This window comes from Paenibacillus graminis (assembly GCF_000758705.1).
GTDB lineage: Bacteria > Bacillota > Bacilli > Paenibacillales > Paenibacillaceae > Paenibacillus_AQ > Paenibacillus_AQ graminis.
In genome coordinates this window covers 621,272-644,463 of sequence record NZ_CP009287.1, presented here as the reverse complement: position 1 = coordinate 644,463, position 23,192 = coordinate 621,272, and the positions used below count along the sequence as shown (strand labels likewise).

Annotated in this window: 18 protein-coding genes; 7 read left to right on the top strand and 11 right to left on the bottom strand. The window is 52.1% G+C overall.

Annotated features, from left to right (window positions below; all coding sequences use genetic code 11):
- Positions 1-35: 35 nt before the first annotated feature.
- The gene (locus PGRAT_RS02835) at positions 36-812 is read right to left on the bottom strand and encodes a zinc ribbon domain-containing protein (protein ID WP_025708133.1); all 777 of its coding nucleotides are present in this window, start codon (positions 810-812) and stop codon (positions 36-38) included.
- 200 nt (positions 813-1,012) lie between these two features.
- Here PGRAT_RS02835 and PGRAT_RS02830 point away from each other — a divergent pair, with 200 nt between their 5' ends.
- Together PGRAT_RS02830 and PGRAT_RS02825 are read left to right on the top strand one after the other, a co-directional pair.
- The gene (locus tag PGRAT_RS02830) at positions 1,013-1,387 is read left to right on the top strand and encodes a hypothetical protein (protein WP_025708134.1); all 375 of its coding nucleotides are present in this window, start codon (positions 1,013-1,015) and stop codon (positions 1,385-1,387) included.
- Positions 1,388-1,604: 217 nt separating this feature from the next.
- A complete protein-coding gene (locus PGRAT_RS02825) occupies positions 1,605-2,321 on the top strand; it encodes a GTP pyrophosphokinase (protein ID WP_025708135.1) in 717 nt (238 codons plus the stop codon).
- A gap of 849 nt (positions 2,322-3,170) precedes the next feature.
- Here the strand turns inward: PGRAT_RS02825 and PGRAT_RS31420 are convergent.
- From PGRAT_RS31420 to PGRAT_RS02810, 3 genes are all read right to left on the bottom strand, one after another.
- Entirely contained in the window at positions 3,171-3,953 is a 783-nt protein-coding gene (locus tag PGRAT_RS31420; RefSeq protein WP_025708136.1) for a hypothetical protein, read from the bottom strand.
- A gap of 32 nt (positions 3,954-3,985) precedes the next feature.
- Positions 3,986-7,075 (bottom strand): DEAD/DEAH box helicase, encoded by a 3,090-nt coding sequence (locus tag PGRAT_RS02815; RefSeq protein ID WP_025708137.1) that lies wholly within the window; start codon positions 7,073-7,075, stop codon positions 3,986-3,988.
- Positions 7,076-7,396: 321 nt separating this feature from the next.
- On the bottom strand, positions 7,397-9,871 hold the full coding sequence (locus PGRAT_RS02810; RefSeq protein WP_025708138.1) for a glycoside hydrolase family 31 protein: 2,475 nt from the start codon (positions 9,869-9,871) through the stop codon (positions 7,397-7,399).
- A gap of 194 nt (positions 9,872-10,065) precedes the next feature.
- Here PGRAT_RS02810 and PGRAT_RS02805 point away from each other — a divergent pair, with 194 nt between their 5' ends.
- Positions 10,066-10,821 (top strand): TspO-related membrane protein, encoded by a 756-nt coding sequence (locus tag PGRAT_RS02805; RefSeq protein WP_025708139.1) that lies wholly within the window; start codon positions 10,066-10,068, stop codon positions 10,819-10,821.
- A gap of 93 nt (positions 10,822-10,914) precedes the next feature.
- Here the strand turns inward: PGRAT_RS02805 and PGRAT_RS02800 are convergent, their stop codons facing one another.
- The 6 genes from PGRAT_RS02800 to PGRAT_RS02775 form a co-directional block, all read right to left on the bottom strand.
- On the bottom strand, positions 10,915-11,295 hold the full coding sequence (locus tag PGRAT_RS02800) for a RidA family protein (protein WP_025708140.1): 381 nt from the start codon (positions 11,293-11,295) through the stop codon (positions 10,915-10,917).
- Between the two features lie 101 nt (positions 11,296-11,396).
- A complete protein-coding gene (locus PGRAT_RS02795) occupies positions 11,397-12,059 on the bottom strand; it encodes an NAD(P)H-binding protein (protein ID WP_025708141.1) in 663 nt (220 codons plus the stop codon).
- A 49-nt stretch (positions 12,060-12,108) separates the two neighbouring features.
- On the bottom strand, positions 12,109-13,380 hold the full coding sequence (locus PGRAT_RS02790; protein ID WP_042265987.1) for an MFS transporter: 1,272 nt from the start codon (positions 13,378-13,380) through the stop codon (positions 12,109-12,111).
- A 121-nt stretch (positions 13,381-13,501) separates the two neighbouring features.
- Complete coding sequence (locus PGRAT_RS02785; protein WP_036706461.1) at positions 13,502-14,899, bottom strand: sensor histidine kinase; 1,398 nt, start codon at positions 14,897-14,899, stop codon at positions 13,502-13,504.
- 300 nt (positions 14,900-15,199) lie between these two features.
- Positions 15,200-15,466, bottom strand: a complete 267-nt coding sequence (locus PGRAT_RS02780) for a hypothetical protein (protein ID WP_155990524.1) — start codon at positions 15,464-15,466, stop codon at positions 15,200-15,202.
- Between the two features lie 58 nt (positions 15,467-15,524).
- Complete coding sequence (locus PGRAT_RS02775; protein WP_025708144.1) at positions 15,525-15,728, bottom strand: CsbD family protein; 204 nt, start codon at positions 15,726-15,728, stop codon at positions 15,525-15,527.
- A gap of 461 nt (positions 15,729-16,189) precedes the next feature.
- Here PGRAT_RS02775 and PGRAT_RS02770 point away from each other — a divergent pair, with 461 nt between their 5' ends.
- The 4 genes from PGRAT_RS02770 (at position 16,190) to PGRAT_RS02755 (ending at position 20,775) form a co-directional block, all read left to right on the top strand.
- Positions 16,190-17,104, top strand: coding sequence for a hypothetical protein (locus PGRAT_RS02770; RefSeq protein ID WP_025708145.1), 915 nt, complete (start codon positions 16,190-16,192; stop codon positions 17,102-17,104).
- A 48-nt stretch (positions 17,105-17,152) separates the two neighbouring features.
- On the top strand, positions 17,153-19,033 hold the full coding sequence (locus PGRAT_RS02765) for an FAD-dependent oxidoreductase (RefSeq protein WP_025708146.1): 1,881 nt from the start codon (positions 17,153-17,155) through the stop codon (positions 19,031-19,033).
- A 293-nt stretch (positions 19,034-19,326) separates the two neighbouring features.
- Positions 19,327-19,776 (top strand): hypothetical protein, encoded by a 450-nt coding sequence (locus PGRAT_RS02760; protein WP_025708147.1) that lies wholly within the window; start codon positions 19,327-19,329, stop codon positions 19,774-19,776.
- Positions 19,777-19,794: 18 nt separating this feature from the next.
- Positions 19,795-20,775: a polyprenyl synthetase family protein gene (locus PGRAT_RS02755; protein ID WP_025708148.1), complete on the top strand. Its 981-nt coding sequence runs from the start codon at positions 19,795-19,797 to the stop codon at positions 20,773-20,775.
- A 218-nt stretch (positions 20,776-20,993) separates the two neighbouring features.
- Here the strand turns inward: PGRAT_RS02755 and PGRAT_RS02750 are convergent, their stop codons facing one another.
- Positions 20,994-23,081, bottom strand: a complete 2,088-nt coding sequence (locus PGRAT_RS02750; protein WP_025708149.1) for a serine hydrolase domain-containing protein — start codon at positions 23,079-23,081, stop codon at positions 20,994-20,996.
- Positions 23,082-23,192 lie beyond the last annotated feature (111 nt).

Below are 23,192 nucleotides of genomic sequence, written 5' to 3'. Positions count from 1 at the left end.
CTATGTTGTCCCCCTAAGCTGTCTGTGACTCCTGTCTATATTTGCTCCGAACCGCAGCGCGGACACCACATTGAGCCCTTCGGCAGATCTGCCCGGCAAATTTGGCATTTTACAATATCGCGCACCCCTCCGCCTTCACTGACGGCCGCTTCCTCCGGTTCACTGGCCTTCCAGTCCCGGATCCGCCGGTCCAGCTCAAGCTGCCGCTCGCGTTCCCGCTCCAGTTGATCCGCTTCACGGCGGCTGCGCTCCTCAGTCTGGGCATTTCCGCTATAACTCTCCAGAGGCAGCTCTTCCTCCTCAGGAAGCACCTCGGTATAGACAGCACGTTGCTCGTGTCTCATGGCCAGTTCTTTTTCAGCTTCGGTCAATTCGTCCTCGCCGTAAAATTCATCCTCTTCCTCTTCATGCTCATGAACGGTATGTACGTTCACTGCCGCCGCTTCTTTTCTCGGGGAGAGCTCCTCCAGCTTGCGTCCGCAGTGCGGGCAGAAATTCGCATCCAGGGCGACTACATGCCCACAGGCGCAGAGCCGTTCATTCTTAAGCTCAGCAATCCGTGCGCGCAGCTCGTCGATCTGTTCCTGGTACTTGAAGCAGCCCCGCGAGAGTTCCACCATCTTGCCTTCCGCCACCGACATATCCCTTGAGCGGTAGCCTTCATAGAAAAGCTTGCCCATTTTCATAAATTCAATTTCCATCTCGCGTTCGATATCGGAAATTTGGCCATTCAGCTTACCGATTTCCACCGAGCTTTGTGCTTTTTCACTCACCCGGCTGGCACCGTCCTTAAGCCGTTGCAAAAAATTCATTGTAGTTCCTCCTTCTCCAGAGTGAGAACAGGGCCGACTCGCAGCCTCGTATAGTTTAGTTACCCCTCAACGCTCCTTGCAGAAGCGGAATTGTGCTTCTATCATACCAAATGTCTCGATTAGATTCATTATTTGTCGTTCTGTGTATAATAGTTAAAATAAACCGCGGTGAACCTTACCGAACGATGGAGGGATTACACTTGCAAAAGCGTGACAAGAAACGATATTTCGTGTCCGTGAATCATGGGCTCATTCAGGATGTGCGCAATGACTCGGGCGAATATGAGGTACTGCTCACTCCCGAGGAACTGACAGGGCTGGAGGATATCCTTAAGGATTTGGCCAAAGAGGATGAATATGCCTTCCGCCGCGCTTTTGTTCCCTATAAGTCTGCCGACCACGATGAAGCCATCGACCAGTTTGATGATCAGACGATCCGGCTATTTCAATACTTGCACCGCTATGGCTCCGAAGAAACCCGTCAGACGATTGAGAAGCTGAATGTTCTGCCGAAGCTGTCCAATACAGGCTATGAGGATAAAGGTTATGATGGAGGCTCGCCTACCAACAAATAATTACGCAGCCGCCTGGAGCTTTATGTGTGCTAATACGCGGCGGGCGTCAAAATGTTTCTGTGAAAACTAGCCATGGGCTGCTTTTCTTCAATTATTAGGCCCCGGACTCTCCGGCACACAGCCAGAGAGCCCGGGTCTTATTTTGCTTCCGGGGCGGTTCATGGGTTAAAATAAGATCAGGAACCAGTCACAAATAATGAAAACCGGGAGAGTCTCAGTGGAAGAAAATGATAGTACACAGGTTACGCTGAATCAGTTGCAGGTACATGTCAAGGATTTACAGAAGTGGCAGGTGAGCGAGGAATTTGCTAAGCAGATTGAAAACTTCACAGCGCTTCCAGCACTCTACCGCCATGCGCTGAATGAGCTTGAGAATAAAATTGATATCCTCAAAACAGAGTGGCAGGCACGTGACGGCTACAGTCCGATCGAACATATCAAGTCACGGATTAAGGACCCCAAGAGCATTCTCCATAAGATGGAGCGCAAAGGGCATGAATTCACACTGGATAATATGGAGCAGCACATTCATGATATCGCGGGCATGCGCATCGTCTGTGCTTTTGTGAAGGATATCTACCGTCTGGTCGATCATCTGTGTGCACGTGAGGACATACGGGTGCTCGAGATCAAGGATTACATCGCCCATCCCAAGCCTAATGGCTATCAAAGCCTGCATCTCATTGTGGCTATGCCGCTGGTGCTGCTGGAAGGCACCCGCTGGGTGAAGGCCGAAATTCAGCTGCGTACGCTTGCGATGGATTTCTGGGCCAGCATGGAGCATATTTTATATTATAAATTCGACAAGCAGCTCCCTTCACATGTGGCCGAGGAATTAAAGGAAGCAGCACGTGCCGCCGACGAACTGGATCAGAAGATGCTCCGCCTGCGCCGGGAAATTCTGGAGCTGGCTGAAAGACCCTCAGAGGAATAACGCTATTATACTGTCACAAAGGCAGCATACTGAACAGGGATAAACCTGGTCATATGCTGCCTTTGGTTTAATAGAGTGCTAACAAATCGGATCCTCTGAAGGTCCAACAGCCCACTTGCGCAGGATTCAATGGTATTTGTATCTCACTTTCCGCCATTTAGTCCACTTGAGCCGGAATCAAAGATACTTTCACCTCTCATTCCAACCTGCAGAGCGTCCTTGGGCGGTGTCAAAAAGATTGTGTAAGGAGTAAAGGATAAGTATCTTCTTGTATACTTGTCCTCTGATCTTCATGAAGCTTTGCCTGGATAACCCTATTTGAATCTCTTCTGCTATACCAAGTGGAAAAAGGATAACTAATTTAGCTCATGCACCCTATTTCCGCAGGTGAAGTGGAAAAAGGGCAACTAATTTAGCCCATTTTGCTCCTCGGGAAGGAAAAGGACCTAATTAAGCTTTCTTTTTCCACCTAAACCTCATAATTGTTGATTTTAGGGAGAAATAAGTTCCCTTTTTCCACCTAATCCTGCTTAGTTTCTTCTTCGATAGGCGCTATGTGAAAAAAGGCTATTAAATTCGACCGCCCCCTTTTTCAGGCGAATCTGATGAACATTACTTTTACTTCTGCTTCTGCTTCTGCTTCTGCTTCTGCTTCTGCTTCTGCTTCTGCTTCTAAGTCTACTTATCCCCAACTTTATGCACATCTTATCCACAAGAAAGAAGGATTATATTTTCCCAACAACAACTTAATAAGGGGTAAGCTTTGTTTCCCCATCACATATAGATTCTTATCGTTGCACAAAAACCGCATCCGGTAAAATGCGGTTAGATGCGGTTTTCTTGTTCATTTCACATCTTTTTCAAGCCAGCTGCCCTGCGGGCAGCCGCTTTAGCCACTTCCCGCATAATCAGCGCCAGTCCTTCGGCCGCCTTGGGGGTCTGCGGCAGGAGAGACGGCCAATCCTCGGTAGGCTCCGCTACAACGGGGGACACCGGAAACGGCCGGGCTGCGATCTCATGGAACAGCGGACCCGGCTGGTGAAGCGAGCCTTCGGCGGCAGCCTCTGCCAGCCATTCGCCTGAGGACACCGCAGGCCCTTTGCGCTCCAGCCGGGCAAGCTCTGCTGCCAAGGCACCGGATGCATCCGGCTTGGCTTCATCCTCTTCTGTGCTGCCCGGCTCGGCCCAGAGGCCAAATACGCCAGCCAGCAGCTCCTCCTTGTCCAGGCCCCGCAGCGCCAGAGCCAGCAGAGGCTCCCCGGTCAGCCGCTGATTCAGCAGCTTCTGCAGCTCCACCCGCTCTGCTGTTCCGCTCCCCTGCTCGTAGGCCGCAGATGCAAGCTCTGCCCCGTCAGGCAGCAGACCCAGTCCGGCAAGCCTGGCGCTTAGTTGCCCTTGCAGCAGCTCATACAAGTCCCCCGGGTGCGCGGCAAGCTCAAGCAGTACCTCCCGTTTGCGTGCAGCCGGCCAAGGCGGAACCTCCAAGGTGAGCACTGACGGTGCAGCTTCCTGAACCGCTGCTGGCGCTTTGCGCACACCCTGCCCCCCTGGTGCAGGGGCAGATCCCCGGAGGCCCTTCACTTTTACGACGCCGGGCTGAATTTCCAGCCGCAGCTCAAGCTCTCCGCTCATTGCTGATTCCTCCTTCACCCTTTTCGTTTCCGCTACATCCAGTCCTGTCCCTGCAGTTCAATGAGCTCCTGCAGCTCATGATTGGACATTTCAGTCAACCAGTTTTCGCCGGAGCCGACGACCTGCTCCGAGAGGTTTTTTTTGCGTTCAATCAGCTCATCAATCCGCTCTTCCAGTGTTCCCTGGCAGATCAGCTTATGCACCTGCACATTTTTGTGCTGGCCGATCCGAAAAGCACGGTCGGTCGCCTGATTCTCCACCGCCGGGTTCCACCAGCGGTCGTAATGCAGCACATGGTTGGCCCGTGTCAGATTAAGCCCCACACCTCCGGCTTTGAGCGACAGTACGAAAAAGGCCGGGCCTTCCCCCTCTTGGAAAGCATGAACCATTTCATCACGCTCCCGCTTGGGAACTCCACCGTGCAAAAAGAGCGGAGCCTTCCCGTACCGTCTGGCCAGTCTGCTGACCAAAAGTTCCCCCATCGCCACATATTGGGTAAAGATCAAGGCAGATTCTCCAAGCTCGGCAATGCTGTCGAGCACCTCGAACATCACTTCCATTTTGCCGGAAGCCTCACTGCGCTGTCCCCGTCCTTCATCCCCCCGGAATAGCTGCGGATGATCACAGATTTGCTTCAGCTTGGTCAAGGAAGACAGCACCAATCCCCGGCGGGCCATGCCTGAACGTTCTCCGATCACGCCAAGCATCTCATTGACTACACCCTGATACAAGGCCGCCTGCGTCTCCGTGAGCGTGCAATACTGCTTCAGCTCCAGCTTCTCCGGCAGATCCTTGGAGATATCCGGATCACTTTTCAGCCGCCGCAGCAGAAAAGGCGATACGAGACGGTGCAGCTCGCGCAGCCGGTCCCCGCCTTCTCCGGAAACATAGCGCTGGCGGAACGAATGATATGTGCCCAGGTAACCCGGATTCAGAAAATGAAAGATGGACCACAGCTCGCCCAGCCGGTTCTCCACCGGCGTCCCTGTCATGGCAATCCGGTGCGGCGCCGACAGCTTCATTACGCTCTGCGCTTGCTTGGTACGGTGGTTTTTGATGTACTGCGCCTCATCCAGCACCACAGTCGACCACCGCACACCTGCCAGATCCTCACTGTCCCTCCCGGCAAGATGGTAAGTGGTTAAGACAATTTCGTGACTGGCCGCAAGCTGGGCGAAGCCCCCGCCACGGACCCTGCGTCCCCCATGATGAATGTGCACCCGCAGGGAAGGTGCAAAGCGCTGCAGTTCCCGCTGCCAGTTCCCCAGCAGCGAGGTTGGGCAGAGAATCAGCACCGGCTCACGTTGTTCTTCCGGCGGTGCGGTCAGCGCGCGATCCAGCAGGCAGGTAATTACCTGCACAGTCTTTCCCAGACCCATGTCATCGGCCAGACAGACGCCGAAGCCCAGACCGCTCAGCGAGGCCAGCCACTGAAACCCGCGTTCCTGGTACGGTCTCAGCGTGCCGTGCAGATCCGGCGGCACCGGACGCATCGGCAGATGCCGCAGCATGTCGCCTTGCATAAGCGAAGCCAGCAGACCGGAGGTCTCCATCCCGGTGACCGACATCCCCTTCCACAGGCGTTCATTCCCATCCTCGGCCTCCAGACGCATCCATTCGGCCGCCGACATTTCCCCGCTTTCATTACGCTTCATATACCTTAGCACCTGGCGGACCTCTTTCGGGTCGATCTCAATCCATTCTCCCCGAAACCGCACATAGGGCACGCCCGCCTCCACCAATGCGTTCAGTTCATCCTCACTGATATCCGAATCGCCAAGCGAAGCCTCGATCCGGAAGGAAATCAGCTGCTCCATGCCCAGTGCAGCCTGGGCCGGACCGTCGATTCCACTTGCCGGCGGCTGCATCTTCATCTTCATGCCGATCCGCCGCCGGCCTTCGCGGCTCCAGCGGGAAGGCATCTGCACGGTGATTCCCCGCTCACGCAGCGGCTGCACGCTCTCCTTCAGGAACAGATATAACTGTTCCGCTTCGAGCTCCACGCCATCCGGGGCCGGCATGGATAGCGCCCGCTGAATATCCGGGGACAGCCTGGCTGCCCGGCCCAGCGCAGACAACAGCTGCTGCTGGATGTTGCGGTACCGCTTGCCCCAGAGGGTGAATTCACGTTCCCGGCTGCCCCAGATTGCCGCTGCCGGGAGCCAGAATTCACCCTCTTCGCGGCTCTCTACCCAGAAGGACAAGCGCCACGCTTCATTCTCATCTGCAGGCGGCTCCAGACGCAGTCCAAGACTGAGCTGTCCGCTGCGCGCCTCTTCGGTCTCCGCGTGAGGCACTTCGTTGCCGGCGGTTGCGTTTACTGCAGCAAGAAGCTCCGCCACTTCAGCCGGAGTTCCTTGTACGGGAATATCACGGCTGCCCGTAAGCAGGCTATTCCACCACAGCTCTGTCAGCGGGGAGTAGCCACGGCGATAGTTCGCCTTGTAAGGCACAAGCTTCCCTTCGTTCTCCGCAACCACCCGTTTGATCTCTGCAGTCATTACAGACTGCAGAAAGGAGTAAAGCACATAGGCACCGGCATCCTCACGGGTGGACAGATCACTTTCCTCGGCCACATGCGTCCCCAGCGCCAGCACCGGCATGGATGCGGCCATCTGCAGGAACAGCTCCCTGTCTGCTGCCTTGCGGAATGCCGGTGACCAGGCAGCAGACGCCGCCTGCTCTCCTCCGCGCCGGCGTGATCCCAGCGGGCGCGGCGGCAGCGCCCCAGGCACAATGCCGCCTGTACCCATAAGCTCCAGCGCGAAGCGGGCGGCGGCAGCCCAATACCGCAGTTCCCCGCCCGGCTCCAGCCCCTGGCTGCGGCACAGCTGCTCGTCCCAGGCGAGCAGCAGCTCAAAGGCGTCCTTGGGTGCCAGGGCCAGCCCTTCAAGCGTACGCCCCGGCAGACCGCGTCTCGTTGTCCTCCCTTCTGCAGAGGCAGCAACCGGATATTTCACTTCCGTAAGCCGCAGCGAAGCACCCGCAAAAGGACGCCAGCCGCTCCGAAGCTCCAAGCGCTTGACCACACGCGTCCATGCGTCCACCTTCGGCTCTGAAGTTTCGCCGGAGAAGCAAAAGAATACGTCCCCTAACCATATTGCATACAGATGCTTAATCATTGATGATCTCCATTCTTTTTTGAGCAAGCAGAAAGAGCCGGTCCGCCTCCATCAGGAGGGCTGCATCCTTCTCCGCAGGAAATATAGTTACAGGCATTCCAGTGAGTGGATTGCCATATTTTTTTTCTTCATCCCTTCATCTTATACGAAAAGAGCCATATTTAAAAACCCTTCTGCAATTTTTTCTGCAGATTTATCTTCTTTTTGAAGAATTATTTCTCCTCCGGCAAGCCGAAGGTTCTCCATTGGCCCTTTCAATGCCAAAAAACCGCCAAATGGCGGGTAATTTGGTTAATTTCACTTTTGGGAAACGAACAGGACTTACTCCTTCCGGTTAAGCTCTTCCTCCGCCCTAACTGCCTGTATACGCAGCTCCCCACCCCGAGCAGCATCATTCACCTGGATAATGAGAGCACCGTTTTTACCGTTGCGTGCCCAGCCGGTCCGGCCCTCTTCCAGTTGTTCGAGACTGACCTCAGGGAGACCGTCTACAGAAGCTGCAGCGAAGTTGGGATAGCAGAGCGCAAAGCGCAGCATATCTCTGCGCGGAGCATACTCGCGGACCGTATAGGTCCAGCCCAGCCGCAATCCCCCTTCTTCGCCGGCAGCGTGCACACTGATCTCGGAATAGTGCCCTTTTTTGTAGCTGAAGCTGTGCCCGTCATCCTCGTAAAGAGTAAAAGCAGCAAAGAAGCCGCTTCTTGCCTCTGCACCATACAGGTGAAAAATCACCGACTCCGCTGTATCCTCCAGGGCATACTGCTTAAGCGGCCCTTCCGCGACAAAGGTTCCTGCCTTGACGTACATCGGCATGATGCGCAGTGGAGCAGCGGCCAGGATGTGGCGTCCGCCTTCGTGAACCTCACCATCCCAGTAGTCGATCCACAACCCCTCCGGCAGATAGACGGAACGATGCTCCGTATCCGGCCGGTACACGGGAGCAATCAGCACGTTTTCCCCCAGCAGGAACTGGTCGCACAGATTCGTAACATGGGGGTCGCGCGGATATTCCAGGATCAGCGGACGGATCACGGGCAGCCCCGTCATCTCAGCCTCATGGAAAAGATTATATAGATGCGGCATCCAGCGGTAACGCAGCCCAATGAACTCCCGCAGAATTCCCTCAACCTCTTCACCGAATGACCAAGGCTCCTGGCGCAGCGTCCCGATGGAGGAGTGATTGCGGCAATACGGGAAAAAGACGCCCATCTGCGTCCAGCGCACCAGCAGCTGGGCAGAGGTATGATGGGCAAATCCGCCGATATCCGGTCCCGAGAACGCGAGACCCGACAGCCCCATATTGAGTACCATAGGCATTGCCATCGCCATATGCTCCCAAAAGCTGCGGTTATCCCCGGTCCATACGGCGGCATACCGCTGAATCCCCGCATACCCGGCGCGTGTCAGCACAAAAGGCCGCTCGCCGCCCATATGCTCAGCCAGCCCTTCATATGTAGCCTTGGACATCATCATCCCGTAGAGATTGTGGTATTCCTCATGCGTAACCGGACGGCCATTGTTGAAATGCATCACATCGAGATCCATGGTCTTCGACTCATTGAACACCGCCGGCTCGTTCATATCATTCCAGATGCCCTGAATGCCAAGATCCGTATAGTATTTATGCAAATCCCCCCACCATTCGGCAGTCCGGACATCACTGAAATCGGGGAACGCACTGATTCCCGGCCAGACCTCCCCGAAGAAGATATCGCCCTCCAGGCGCCGGCAGAAATGCTTCTCCAGCACCCCTTGCTTGTATACTTCATAATTAGGGTCTTTTTTGACACCAGGGTCTACAATCGGAATAATCCGCACCCCCAGCCCGCGGAGCTCGGCAATCATCTTGTCAGGCTCAGGGAAATGGACCGGATCGAAGGTGAACACACGGTATTCATCCATATAGTGGATATCCAGATAAATAACATCACACGGGATATTCTTTTCACGAAAGGTCCGGGCGAGCTGAAGCACCTCCTGCTGGTTCATATAGCTGTATCGCGACTGGTGATAGCCAATAGCCCATTTAGGCGGCAGCGCAATCCGTCCGGTCAGGGAGGTATATCTTTTGACTACATCCTTCATTTCAGGCCCGTTGATAAAATAAATATCATAAGCCCCGGTAGAGCAGCCGATGGTAAACGCCACCCCATGGGAGCGCATGTCAAAATCACTCCGGCCTGTATTATCCAGGAATAAGCCATAGGAGAGTGCGCCATGCATATGGATCAGTAACGGAATAGACTCATAGAGAGCTTCAATTTCCGGCAAATGCGGGGCAAATACATCAGTGTTCCAGTTGGTGTAGCGCTCCCCCCGCTTGTCGAGGAAACTCGCCTTTTCACCCAGGCCATAAAAGTGCGAATCCGGCTGCATATCATATTCAGCATGGCTCGCCCCGCGCGGACTCCAGCTCGTCAGATTCTGCTGCATGATGACCTTCCCGTCCATGTTCTCCACACGCAGAAGGAGAGAGGTCTTCTCGATGATCAGCCGGATGGCACTGGTCGTAAAGGTCAGCTGACCGTCATTCTCCTCCACAGGGAACAGGTGCGGAACACAGCTCTCGGCGAGCACCGCAGCGGTCGTCGTCAGATCAGGCACCTTGTTCCGAAATACCTTCATCCGGAACATTTCGTCATTCAAAAATACAAAAACGATGCCTCCGCGTTCCCCCCGGACAATATAAATATTCTCGGAGCGTTCCCAGGATACGAAGCTTCCTGGCGTGTTCCAAGTCTCTTTCATAACCAGCGGACCCATTTTTTCAGGACGAATTGCTTCACTGCTCTCCATCGCTTGCTTTCCCCCTTCGGCTGATGCAGCTTGTTACATACATATTACCCAGCAAGGCCGGACAGCTATCCGCCAACATCATGACCTGCAGGTCATTTTTCAGGCGGAGAGAGTCTTATTTACTAATAAAGCGGTTATATTCTATGTAAGCTTCTACTTTAGGGCTGACAATCAAGTTAAGGGAGTGAACGAACATGAGACGGAATAATCCTTATAAGTGGTGGAATCTGCTGTTCTTCCTTGGCGTACTTACCGTGAATACACTGTCGGTGACTCTGCCCCTTGGCGGGAACAGCACCGGCGAAATTTCGGACAGGTATCACACTTACCTTACGCCAGCCGGTTATGCTTTTTCCATCTGGTCGCTGATCTATCTGCTGCTTGCCGGCTTCGTTGTGTATCAATTCCGGCAGGACACTGGCTCACGTGATTCCGTGCATTCGGTCGGCATCTGGTTTGTGCTGAGCTGTATTTTTAATATGGGCTGGCTGTTCCTCTGGCATTACCTCTATATTGAGCTGTCTCTCGCTGCCATGGTGCTGATGCTGATCACACTGATCGTCATCTACCGCAGAACCCGGAGCATCACAACCCCCACCTCCGGGGAGCAATGGCTGGTTAAGCTGCCGTTCAGCATCTATCTCAGCTGGATCTCGGTAGCGACGATTGTGAATGTCAGTGTCGTACTGGAAAAAAACCATTGGGAAGGCTTCGGCTTAAGCGGCCCCGCCTGGGCCGTAATTATGCTCTGTGCCGGCACTTTGCTTGCTGTTGCCGTCAGCTTTCCGTTCCGGGACTGTATGTATCCGCTTGTCTTCATGTGGGCTTTTACCGCCATTGCCCTGGAGCACAAGGACACCAATAGCGTGTTTATAGCCGGTCTGGTGACAGCCTGCCTGCTGCTGCTCTACAGCATTTGGCTGCTGCTGACACCGAGCCGGAGCAGATAGACAATAGGGCCTCTGCATCAAGTCCCTCACACAAAAAATCCCTGAGCGCTCCTCCTACAGAAGGCGCTCAGGGATACTTCAATCTCCGGAGTATTATTTCTTGCGGGCTACCGCTTCTATCTCCACAAGTCCGTCTTTTGGCAGACGCGCTACCTCAACAGCACTGCGGGCCGGATATGGCTCAGTGAAGAAGCTGCTGTACACCTCATTGACTGCTGCAAAATCGTTCATATCCTTAAGGTATACCGTTGTCTTCACAACATGTTCGAGGGATGCGCCAGCTTCTTCAAGAATCGCCTTAACATTGCTGAGCGATTGACGGGCCTGCTCCACTACGCCTTCTGCCAATGCTCCCGTTTCCGGGTTCAGCCCCAGCTGACCTGAAGTGTATACCCAGTTCCCGGCGATGACGGCCTGGCTGTATGGGCCGATGGCACCAGGGGCCTTTTCAGTTGCTACCTGTTTTTTACTCATGTTCTCCTCCTGTTTGCTGTACAAGACATTGAATCCGCTATGTACGTATGATTTATGTCCCATTGTACGTCCTGCACCAAGCTTTTTGCAAACCCCGGACTTCAACTTTTTCCAATTACATGAATCACTTCATTGGTATAGATATGCACGCCCCCGGTATCTGCTTGGGCGATATTCATCATCGCTCTGGCCACCTTGGCAGCCGGAATCGCCCGGTACTTAGCTGCCTTGCCGACCATCGCAAAGTCCAGCGCCTTCATGACTATGGCAGCCACCCGTTCACCGGGGCGGGATTCCGCACGGTCTCCAAGCAGCAGCGAGGGGCGGAACAGATGCAATCCTTGAAAACCGAAGACACCGAGCCCGTTCTCCAGTTTTCCTTTGGTACGGGAATAAAAAACCCGCGACCTGACATTTGCCCCCATCGACGAAACCGCCAGAAACTGCTTCACCCCGCATGTCTTGGCCAGTGCGGCGGCAGCAAGCGGATACTCCAGATCCACCCGCTCGAACTTCTCCTGCGAGCCGGCTTTTTTGATGGTTGTGCCCAGGCAGCAGAAGACGGCCGAAGCCCCGGCAAACTGTTCCTTATATTCCGCCAGCCTCTCCCAGTCGGTGATCACCTGCTTCAGCCTGGGATGCCGGATCTTCATCGGGTGGCGCAGCAGCACACGCACCTCCGCCCAGCCCCCATTCAGCAGATCCTTCGTAAGCGCACTGCCTACAAGACCCGTGGCCCCCAGTACTACCGCGATTCTAGTCATTGAACGGTCCCCTTCCCGAAGTTGGAGGAAGGCCTGACCCTCCTCTATATTAGTCCTTCAGAATGCGCCGGCCCAGCAGCAGTGCAAGAGCCAGCATTAGCGCCCCTACGATAAGCTGCATCCCGTATACCTGTGTCCAGTGCGGCCATTCATGTATCCATTCATAGATCCGCCCGCCGATCAGCGGTCCAAAAAACGCAGCAAGTCCCGTCAGCGCTGCGTACATCGCCATGTACATCGGACGTTCCTTCTTCGGCGTATCGCCTATGATGAAGTTGAACGCCAACTGGTTAAAGCCCCCTACTCCCATCCCGAATACAATATGCGCGGCAAACAGCACCAGCAGCATTGGCAGTACGGACAGCAGTCCCCAGAGCAGTGAGGATACAGCGATAATCGGCAGTGTCCAGAGCAGCAGCCGCTTATTGCTGTATTTGGCGTTTAGGTTGCCCCATACATAGAAGCTTGCCATCATAAAAATCGTCTGCGATACGTTCAGCAGGGACAATGTCTCATAATTGATGTGAAGCAGCTGCAGCATGACATAGGAATAGAGCGGCACCGTCAGATTCTGCAGCAGCAGCCACGCGGACAGAAACAGTGTCGATTTCATAAACAGCGTATCATGAAGCGGTTTCTTCAGCATCGGCAGAAAATCCTTCTCTTCCGATTTCTCAAACGGCACGTCCGGATAGAAGAAGAACACGATGACATTGGATATGGAAAAGATCCAGACCACAATATACAGAATCAGAAACCCGTGCCCGCCGGGATAACGGTCAAGCACTAAACCGCCTCCATACATCACAAGGCTTCCCAGGGCATTCAGGAAGGTATTGCGGATTCCAAAATACCGGCCGCGTACCCGCGCAGGAACCAGATCGCTGATCACCGAGCTCCACAGTACGCCACCCGCCGTATTCGCAATAAATGCAATCGTATACAAAACGATAAATGCAGTAACCCAATGCTCTTTTGGAAAAATAAACGGCACCAGTCCGGTTGAACCCCATAGCAGCCTGTGCAGGCCGATGAATGTCACCATAGCCCATTTGCGGCTTGGGAGCTTCTGAATCAGAAAAGCCACACCAATCTGCGCTACATTAACCAATGTAGTAAGCGCTATTACAAAACCAATCTGACTGGAACTGGCCCCCAAATATAACAGAAAGCCTGTCAGGAACTGCCCTTGGAGCAGCACCTGAAATATCGTTGACGGAATCCCCTCAAACGTAGCAATCTGCAGATTCTTGCGATGTACCGAGGTTTTGCGTAGACCTTTCGGGCGGGCGCCGCCAAGTCTGTTTCTCATGATGTTCATGGGGGTGATGACACTCCTTTGATGCGGCTTTTGCTTCATTCTACTCCGCACCAAGTTCCTGTCAATAAGCCAATATCACAAATTAAGTTGGATTTCTGTGCACCCTTTAAGTTTCATTGACTCACAATGGCAAATACAGGGAGAAAAGACTTCCCTGCCCCTCTTTGCTGGACAGTGTAATGTAACCGCCCAGGAGCTTGGCCAGGTCACTGCTGATGGACAGCCCGAGTCCTGTTCCTCCATATTTCCGGCTGATGCTGCTATCCGCCTGCTGAAAGGCCTCAAAGATTACCGCGTGCTTGTCGGCAGCGATGCCAATACCGCTGTCCTGCACCTCAAAGACCACCCAGCGCCTCAGCGCCGGTCCCTCCGGCTTTTCCACCACCCGGATATTCAGCGATACAAAGCCGTTCATAGTAAACTTCAAGGCATTGGAGAGCAGATTGCGGAGAATCTGCTGCACCCGCTGGGGATCGGAATGAATCACATGCGGCACATCCTCACTCAGCGTAATGTTGAAATCCAGGCCTTTCTGTTTGGCCGCCACCGTAAACTGCAGGGCCAGCATTTCCGGAATCTCACTGACATTGAGTTCCTCGTGAACAACATCCAGCTTGCCCGCTTCTACCTTGGACAGATCAAGAATATCATTAATAAGCGATAGCAGATCACCACCCGACCGGTGGATAATGGCGCCATATTCAGTGATTTCCTCCCTGCTGAGCCCCTCATCGCTGTCTTCAATAATCTGCGACAAATTGATAATGCTGTTCAGCGGAGTTCTAAGCTCATGCGACATATTGGCCAAAAACTCTGATTTGAACTGGGAGGCCATCATCAGCTGCTTCGCCCGCTCCTCCAGTACAATCTTGTTCTTATGCAGCTCCTCGGCCTGTGCAGACAGCAGCTCATTCGCCCTTACCACCTGGACAGTGCGCTGCAGATCAAGCTGAAAGTCACGGATAATCAGTGCAAACAGCATGCTGAGAGCAAGCCCTGCAGGCAGCGTTACAGGCAAGATCTTCGTTATGTACTCCTGTTCGGGGATGACTCCAAAAACAGTGATATTCACCGCATTCATCAGATTCACAGCCATAATCACAATGAGGGACTTGACCATGATCGTGGCTGGCGTGCGGCGCACCCAGAAGCTTAGCCCGGCACAGACGAATCCCAGAATCGACAAATTGAGCACGCCTGCCACCGCCGCCTCATTCATTCCGAAGATCAGACGGCTCAGACCTATGCCAACTCCGATGATGATAAGACTGAAGGGCTGGGGGAAGGCAATGGTGGAAATAATCAGCGGCAAAAATCTCAAATCGAAGATCACATGCTCATCCAGCCTGTATCCAAAAAATATATTGACCCAGCCGGCAAAAATGGAAAGTACCACCCAGCTTGCCTGTTTGACAGGCTCCGGGGCGTGCGTAATCATATGTTTGTATATTAAATTCGCGATGTAAGCGACAGAAATAAGCAGAGCCGTATTCATACAAAAAATCTTCAGATACTCCATAGCATCACTCCTTCAATGATTACAGAAATGTAATCCTTATGATTCATAGTACCATATTAGTAGAACCAATACATGGAATCACAGTCCTATAGAATACTCCCATTCCTGGGTTAACGCTTTGGGAATGGTCGATTATGTCGCTGCCGCCGCGCGACCCCATCATAGCACATACGTTCGCTTGTTCACATGCAAAGTGATTACTTTTCTTCCTTATAGAGGAAATATTGAATGTTTTTTTAGATATGGCACATGGACTAACGCATCGCTCTTTGCGGGTTTCAAGCAGAAGAAGAGCGCAAATCAGATTCGATTTGCGCTCTTCTTCTGCTGCGGAGACCAGGGCCTTACGGCGCTCCAGCGCCTTTTGCGGTTCCTGCCTCCACTCTGATCATGCAATACCATTACAGGCTCCTCTTTCAAGTCACATTTCTCAGGTGTCCATGTCTCTACTTCCGGCAGCATATAGTACCGGGGATGAAAGGTGCATAACATCTCCCCCTGCTGTGTAAGTACCCGGTCAGCATGTATCTCGATAATTCTGCCGGTTACGACATGAGATTTATACATAGACATCGCCTCTTCCTGCATAGGTGACTATCCTGTTCCGAGGTTTTATTCTCTTATATTAGTGGCGGATGGACTGTTCCCAATTGCGGTATTCCGCTTCCGCATCATCTTTGGTATGGCCGTAACGCTCCTGAAGCTTGCCGACCAGTTTATCCTTCTCGCCGTCGATGACATCCAGATCATCATCCGTCAGTTGTCCCCACTGCTTCTTGGCTTCGCCCTTAAGCTGCATCCACTTTCCTTTGATAATGTTGCTGTCCATACATGCTCATCTCCTTAGGTGTCTTTTGAAGTATGACCAGAGGCTCATGTCTTAAAAAGACATTACCCCCGGCCCCCAAAATTGAATCGGATACCGTCCGGGAAAAGAACAGCCACCCGTCGTTTTTTGTCACATAATAGTCTTTTAAATTCCGTATCTATATATTTTAAAATTTGATATAATTCAGGTGTTAATAAAATACTTTATGCTCAAGTGATTATTTTCACATGACTAACATCTTTCTTGTGCTAAAATGCCATCGAACATGAAACGAGATGATTAAATTTTTTTCTATTGTATGCCGATATATGTCATATGTCTGCTACAAAAAGGGACTTAAGACCGATTCAAAAGTGATATATGTCATTTATAAAGTGATTTTTATCACTTCCAATAATTATTAAAATGTTTTACATTTTAATATATATATTTTAAACTATTTCTTTGGAGGTCATACTAAAATGAAAAAAGCTTCTGTAATTTTGTCGAGTGCTCTCGTACTGGGTACTTTGCTCGCGGGCTGCGGCAACAACAATGGTAACAACACGGCAGCAACCAACGCTCCTGCAGAATCCGCTGCACCTTCCACGACCACTGCACCTGCCGCATCCGATGCCGGCACTGCTGAAACAGGCAAGTATCAAGATGGAACATATTACGGAACCATTGAAGCCGATCCGGAAACAGGCTGGCAGACCTATGCCCTGTTGACTGTAGAAGGCGGAAAGATCACCAAGGCCGACTGGAATGCCTTCAATATCAAAACAGCTGGCGACCTGAAGAAAAAAGTATCCGAGGACGGCAAATACGGTCTGGTCAAAAAAGGCGGCGCTCAAGCTGAATGGCATGAACAAGCAGCCAAAGCTGAAGCATTCCTGATTGAAAAACAAGATCCGGCAGCTATCGCAGTTGATGCTGAAGGACATACCGATGCTATCTCCGGTGTATCTGTACACGTTAATGACTTTGTTTCTGCTGCTCAAGCTGCTCTTGCTGCAGGCCCTGCACAAGCTGGCCCTTACAAAGATGGCGGATACTTCGCAGAAGGCGAAATGGATAAAGAATCCGGCTGGAAATCCACTGTTGCTCTTACTGTTGCCAATGGCAATATCGTTGCAGCTAACTTCAGCGGCGTGAATGCTGCAGGGGATGACAAGAAGCAATATTCAATAGATGGCAAATACGGCATGAAAGCCGGCGGCGCTTCTGCTGAATGGCACGAAGAAATCGCCCTTGCCGAAAAATATTTCCTTGAAAACAAAGGCGCTGCTCCTAAGCTGGATGCTGAAGGCAAAACCGACGCCATCTCCGGTGTATCTATCCATGTTGGCGAATACTTTACACTTGCAGAAAAAGCACTTGAAGGCGCGAAATAATATTCGTTTACCTTTTGCAGCTAATCAGATGAATGAGGTGAGTTTCTCTTGAAAAAAATAGTCATTTTGGGCGGCGGCTACGGCGGCGTACTCACGGCTAAGAAACTGGCAAAGAAGTATAAGAACAACAAAGATGTAGAAATCAAGCTGATCGACCGAAATCCTTATCACACTCTCTTGACTGAGCTGCATGAGGTATCTGCGAATCGTGCGCCTGAGGATTCAATCAAGGTTGATTTGAAGAAAATTTTCGCCGGTCTGAAAGTGGATGTTGTTCTGGATGAAATCAGCAATATTGATTTCAAAAACAAGAAGCTGAAATCCGACAAGGCAACCTATGCTTATGATTACCTGGTAATCGGCACAGGCAGCAAACCAACGTTCTTCGGAATTCCCGGAGCAGAAGAAAATACCTTCTCGTTCTGGTCCTACGATGACGCGGTTGCGCTCAAACGCCAAATCCGCGATATGTACACCCAAGCTGCCAAAGAAAAGAACCCTGCCGTCCGCCGCGCAATGCTGACCTTCGTCATCATTGGTGCCGGTTTCACTGGTGTCGAGCTGGTTGGGGAAATGGCCGAGCAGCGCGAAGAGCTGTGCAGAGAATTCTTCATTGATCCATCCGAAGTACGGCTCATTGTTGCCGATATGGCTCCGAAGATTCTGCCTATCCTGCCGGATAAGCTTATTCAGAAAGCTGAAGCCCGCCTGCGCAAGCTGAAGGTTGAAATCGTGACCGGTGCCAAAATCACCGAAGTAGGCGAAGGCAGTGTGGCTCTCGGCGAGAAGAATGTCGTTGACGCCAAAACCATTGTCTGGACTGCCGGTGTGGAAGGCTCCGAAATCGTCGGCGGCCTTGAAGTCCAGCAGCAGGGACGCAAACGCATCGTAACCAATGAACATCTGGAAAGTGTTGACCATAAGAACGTCTACGTTGTAGGGGACAACATCTTCTTTATTCCTGAAGGCGAAACCCGTCCGGTTCCACAGATGGTTGAAAATGCTGAACAGGCGGCTCCACTCGTTGCCGGCAACATCGCCGCTGACATCAGCGGTACTGCCAAAAAAGCGTACAAACCAGGATTTCACGGCACGATGGTCTCCATCGGAAGCCGCTATGGTGTAGCCAACGTTGGTCTTCCAGGCAAGCTCTTTATGCTTACAGGCTTCATGGCTATGTTGTCCAAGCATTTTATCAATATGTTCTATCTATCTCAAGTGGTAGGTTTTAACAAAGTATGGACCTATATGATGCACGAGTTCTTCCATGTGGAGAACCGCAAGAGCTTCGTCGGCGGCTACTTCTCCAAGCGTTCGCCGAACTTCTGGCTCGTTCCGCTTCGTATGCTGCTCGGGGGCATGTGGTTATATGAAGGGATCGATAAACTCAGAAAGATCTGGGTTGACCCGGACAAAATCTTCCTGATTCCTGCTGCTCCATTTGCTACGGATGCTGCTTCATCAGCGAGCGTGGCCGTAGATGCTGTAAAAACAACAGTAGATGCGCAGTCCGCGGCTTCCGCAGTTTCCACTGCCAAAGAAGCTGTATCGGCTCTTCCGGTACCAGGCTTTGTGTATGACATTACGAACTGGTTCATGGATCTGATGTTCTACAACAATGACGGAAGTTATACATTCTTGGCTAAATGGTTCCAAATCGGCATGGTTTGTGCCGAAATCGTCTTTGGTATTATGCTTATCGTAGGTCTCTTTACTGCCATCTCTTCACTTGCCACCATTGCAATGGCAGTCATGATATGGTCTACCAAGATGGCAGCGACAGAAATGCTCTGGTACGTTGGAGCGGCTATCGCGTGCATCGGAGGATCAGGCAGCGTCTTCGGTCTGGACTACTATGTCCTGCCTTGGCTCAAGAAGCAATGGAAACGAATCCCGCTTGTGCGGCGCTGGTATCTATATACGGACTGATATTAACCCTGCTGTTTAGCGTTTCTGACGCCGTTTAATTAAGTATATCAGCAACTTATGTGTATTTTATGTTGCTGCAGCTGAATATGATGTTCTTAAGAGTAATGTGTCCATGGACACATTACTCTCCTTATTTATTAAGGCTTAGGCCTAACCAACCGTTTAATAGTTTACTTCTTCAACGGACAGGGACTCCTGAAACCGTCCCGGGTCTTGTTTTTTACAAAAGGTTTTGTAGGGATAATCAAGGCTATGGTTGCTTCCGGCAAAACCGACAAGAAGGAGAGAATCTTGTGAACAGAAAACTTATGGAAGACAGCTTCCGGTTGCTTCAGGCTGAAATGTCACCGATCGCCGGAATTCAGTTGCATCTCTCTCCGGCAGAATGTGAGCAGTTGTTCTCGGTACTGGAACGCCATGATCTGGAATATGACCGCAAAGTCCATTTGCTAGGTATTTATATCATTCTTACCGTGGCGGCTGAACGCCATATGGAATGTGCCCCACATCATCCTGACCTGACCCGCAACATTTTGGATGGAGATTATTTGTACAGCTTTTATTTGCAATTCGCAGTAAAATGCCGTGAACTGGACCTGGTTGCTTATCTGGCTCCTTCGATTAAAAAAATGCAAATCGCGCGGTCAAATGGGGACTTCGCGGCTCAAAACCCGGCGGCGGGCATTGAAGGGTTCCTGATTCAGGAGCAAAACCAGCAAAGCCGCACAAGCAAAGCCATTTGACAGGTGGGAACCAAAACGATGAAGCTGCATGAAGCCTTAAATATAGACCTGGACGAAATTAACCATGAAATTCAGAATATTGTGGCCCGTGATAAAGACGTACCCAAAAAGTCGCAGCTCGCGCAGAGCATTCTGGAGCTGACCGGCTCCGGGGGGAAACGTCTCCGGCCGCTGATGGTCATCGTCGGCAGCCGTTTTGGACGTAAACCTTCGGGGCGGAGAACGCTTCAATTATCTGCTGCTGCAGAATTTATTCACGCTGCCTCATTAATTCATGATGATATTATTGATGATGCCGAACTGCGGCGGGGCGCTCCTGCCCTGCATACCAGAACTGGCGTGCTCTCCGCAGTCCATATCGGGAATTATATGTCTGCCCGGGTGATTGAGCTGCTCAGCAAATACACCGGTGACAAAAACCGTTATGTCCACGACTTGTCTTCCGTGGCTACTGCCCAGCTGTGTCTGGGAGAGTACCAGCAAATGGAGCATGCCTACGACTATAATCTCACTTTTGAGGAATACCTGGAGAAATCCCGCAACAAAACAGCCATGCTGATGGCCACCTGCTTGCGGGTGGGCGCACTTTCTACAGAGAGCCCGGAAGAAGTCGCGGACCTGCTCTACAACTTTGGCGAGGCGCTGGGCATGTCCTTTCAAATCCAGGATGACCTGCTTGACTTCACCCAGTCCGCCGATGTGCTTGGCAAGCCTGCTGGCAGCGACCTCCGCAACGGGCAGGTTACCCTTCCTGTGCTTTTTGCCCTGCAGGACCCTGAACTGGCGCCTGTTATCCGCACCATTGGCCCTGCCTCTTCAGAGGAAGAGGTGGCTGATGTGCTAGCCCTGATTAACCGCAGCGACGCCCTGGCCCGTACCGAGGGGGTCAGCCAGGATTATCTCGACCAGGCTGCCGCAATTATCCAGCGGCTCTCCAGCTACCCGGCACATGCCGATCTCGAGACATTGCTGCAGTATTTTGCCGGACGCGACCGTTGAGTCTTTCTGACGGACGCAGGGCCGATAGCTGAAAACATTTTCCGGTCCAGCTTGTAGTCTACAATCGCCCCCCTTGTGAATGTTCACCTTTTGGAATGAATTAAGGTACATTTTATAGATGTTTTTAGCTGGAGTTTATCCGATTTTTCTTGAAGAATCTCCTTCTTTCTTATACGCAGGACTGTATCTTGGCCAGTTATGAAATAGCTGTTACGGCGTTACTGCGCGGAAATCTCGAACTTCGTGCCGGCATCTCCGGCGAAAACAATCGACCCTCCCGCAGGCAGTTCGACCTGATCTTTGCCTCCGATAAGACTGAAGTAGATGCATGATCCCTTTGCATTATAAACAGCGAAGGAGGTGTTCGAGGACGTACTCACCTTAACGGTCTTACCCCCGTCTTTGTCGCTTATCGTATACCATCGGGCGTATCCGCCGGGCGGAATCGTAACGATTGACTTCTTAGCGATGTAGATAGGCTTCACAGCGTCCTCGTTCATTAAGATTCTTCCACCAGTATCCAGGTACTCAACACCGTCCTGAGTAAAGAACGTATAACCTGAGAGATCCCGCCCGCTCATTCCCGGAATTTGCAATTCGGAGATGGCCGTATTCGGGCCTGTTATTCGCTTATCCAACACATACCCCGGCAATTGTTTCGACACATTCAATTGGATGGGCGGCACCACCAAATAAACGAACGACGTATACTTCTCATTCAACAGATAATACTTCTTGCCATCACGCTTTACCCATGCTTCTTTGGTCTCTGCCGGAAGATTTTGGGGCTGGAGCTTCTCGGCGTTGTACACGGATGTAGACATTTGCCCAAGGCCCGGCAATGAAGCGTATTGACGTATCCATAAGTAGGTGCGGCCGTTCTCCTCCGTCACGAAGCTGATCTTCGTATTCCCATCCGCACTCCGGAACGTGCCGTCCGCCGAATACCCGAAGATCTGGGCCGGATTACCGGGTGACTGCTCCGAAGTAATGGACATAACGCCGCCTTTTGTAATATCAATGTTTACCGTTGTATTAGTCGCGCCGTAGATTCCCGAATACTGCTGCACGGACTCCGGCATATCAGCTTTTACCGGTACACCGTATGACTTTTCAGGCTTGAATTCGGCAATTGTCCCGTTCTCCTTCAGCGCATGAAGCAGGATTTGGTTCGCCAGAAGCCGGTCGATCGTGCTGCTCCCGCCGGAAGTGATAACAGCTGCCGCCATGCCCTGTTCGGGAAGCACAACGAGCGACGAGTGATAGAGTGTGTCCCCGCCTTTGGTCAACGCCTTTATCCCGTATTCGCTGAAGGGATACAGATTAACGTTGTCCCAGCCAAGACCATATCCGTAATCGAATGAGCTGTCCGCATCGTCAGGCCACAAAGGCGTCTTGTACTCGTCTTGTGCCATGGACGCAGCCGATTTACCGGACAAAACCCCCTCCGCTTCCCCCGTGAAAATTTGCGAGAATCGGGCCAAGTCTTCCGCCGTGGAATATATGCCTCCCGCTCCGATCACGTTGCTTGTCTCGTTGGGGAGTTGTCCAGCGTAGGCAGGATAATAGAGTCCCGCCATCTTCGCTGTGTCCGGAGAATCGAGCGGCGTCTTCGTATTGGCCATACCCAGAGGTTCCGTAATATATCTATGGATGTAAGAGGTAAAGTCCATGCCGCTGACTCGCTCGATTAGAATCTCGGCCAGCGTAAATCCGTCATTGCAGTAAACCGAATAAGCACCCGGGGCCGCCTTTAAGGTCTGACCGGCCAGCTGCCCCAGCAGGGTGTCGTGGGCGTAAGTATCGTTATCTTCGAATAAAACAGCGTTCGTCAGCGACGATCCGTTCAGTCCGGATGAATGATTCAGCAGCATGCGCGGGGTAATTTGCTTGTAGCGTTCATCCTTCATCGTAAACTCGGGGATATACTGGACAACGGGCGTATCGAGGCCGATTTCCCCTTGGTCGGCTAATTGCATGACGGCAACCGTGGTAAACATTTTACTCGTAGAGCTAATCCCGTACATCGTGTCTTTCGTGAGCGGCTTCTGTCCCTGCTCATCATTCTTGCCGGACTGGCCCGATACGACGATGTGGCCATGATCGATAATGGCGTACTGCACACTGTTCGTGCCGTAAGTTTTCGTGAGGAGGTCGGCTTTCTCCTGAGCAGCTTTCCGGGTTGCTTCATAGGTGATCACACCCTTGTTCGAAGGCATGCCTATTGCCGTTGTTTGCACGTTTACCGGGACAGAGCTTGACTCGATTACCTCAGATGCATGCAGTGCCGCTGCTATGTTCTGCATTGCAGCCAGTGCTGTGTTGCCGTCCCAGGAGCTCAGCACCAGACACGAAGCTAGCAAAGCGCCCGTTATCCATCGGCTTTTCATCATTTGAACTCTCCTTCCAAGATTGTT

Excerpts from the sequence above, each read along its gene's own strand:
- PGRAT_RS02815 (WP_025708137.1), bottom strand. The coding sequence starts at position 7,075 with ATGATTAAGCATCTGTATGCAATATGGTTAGGGGACGTATTCTTTTGC.
- PGRAT_RS02835 (WP_025708133.1), bottom strand. The coding sequence starts at position 812 with ATGAATTTTTTGCAACGGCTTAAGGACGGTGCCAGCCGGGTGAGTGAA.
- PGRAT_RS02770 (WP_025708145.1), top strand. The coding sequence starts at position 16,190 with ATGAAAAAAGCTTCTGTAATTTTGTCGAGTGCTCTCGTACTGGGTACT.
- PGRAT_RS02750 (WP_025708149.1), bottom strand. The coding sequence starts at position 23,081 with ATGCAGAACATAGCAGCGGCACTGCATGCATCTGAGGTAATCGAGTCA.
- PGRAT_RS02775 (WP_025708144.1), bottom strand. The coding sequence starts at position 15,728 with ATGGACAGCAACATTATCAAAGGAAAGTGGATGCAGCTTAAGGGCGAA.
- PGRAT_RS02755 (WP_025708148.1), top strand. The coding sequence starts at position 19,795 with ATGAAGCTGCATGAAGCCTTAAATATAGACCTGGACGAAATTAACCAT.
- PGRAT_RS31420 (WP_025708136.1), bottom strand. The coding sequence starts at position 3,953 with ATGAGCGGAGAGCTTGAGCTGCGGCTGGAAATTCAGCCCGGCGTCGTA.
- PGRAT_RS02800 (WP_025708140.1), bottom strand. The coding sequence starts at position 11,295 with ATGAGTAAAAAACAGGTAGCAACTGAAAAGGCCCCTGGTGCCATCGGC.
- PGRAT_RS02785 (WP_036706461.1), bottom strand. The coding sequence starts at position 14,899 with ATGGAGTATCTGAAGATTTTTTGTATGAATACGGCTCTGCTTATTTCT.
- PGRAT_RS02810 (WP_025708138.1), bottom strand. The coding sequence starts at position 9,871 with ATGGAGAGCAGTGAAGCAATTCGTCCTGAAAAAATGGGTCCGCTGGTT.
- PGRAT_RS02805 (WP_025708139.1), top strand. The coding sequence starts at position 10,066 with ATGAGACGGAATAATCCTTATAAGTGGTGGAATCTGCTGTTCTTCCTT.
- PGRAT_RS02790 (WP_042265987.1), bottom strand. The coding sequence starts at position 13,380 with ATGAACATCATGAGAAACAGACTTGGCGGCGCCCGCCCGAAAGGTCTA.
- PGRAT_RS02795 (WP_025708141.1), bottom strand. The coding sequence starts at position 12,059 with ATGACTAGAATCGCGGTAGTACTGGGGGCCACGGGTCTTGTAGGCAGT.
- PGRAT_RS02780 (WP_155990524.1), bottom strand. The coding sequence starts at position 15,466 with ATGTATAAATCTCATGTCGTAACCGGCAGAATTATCGAGATACATGCT.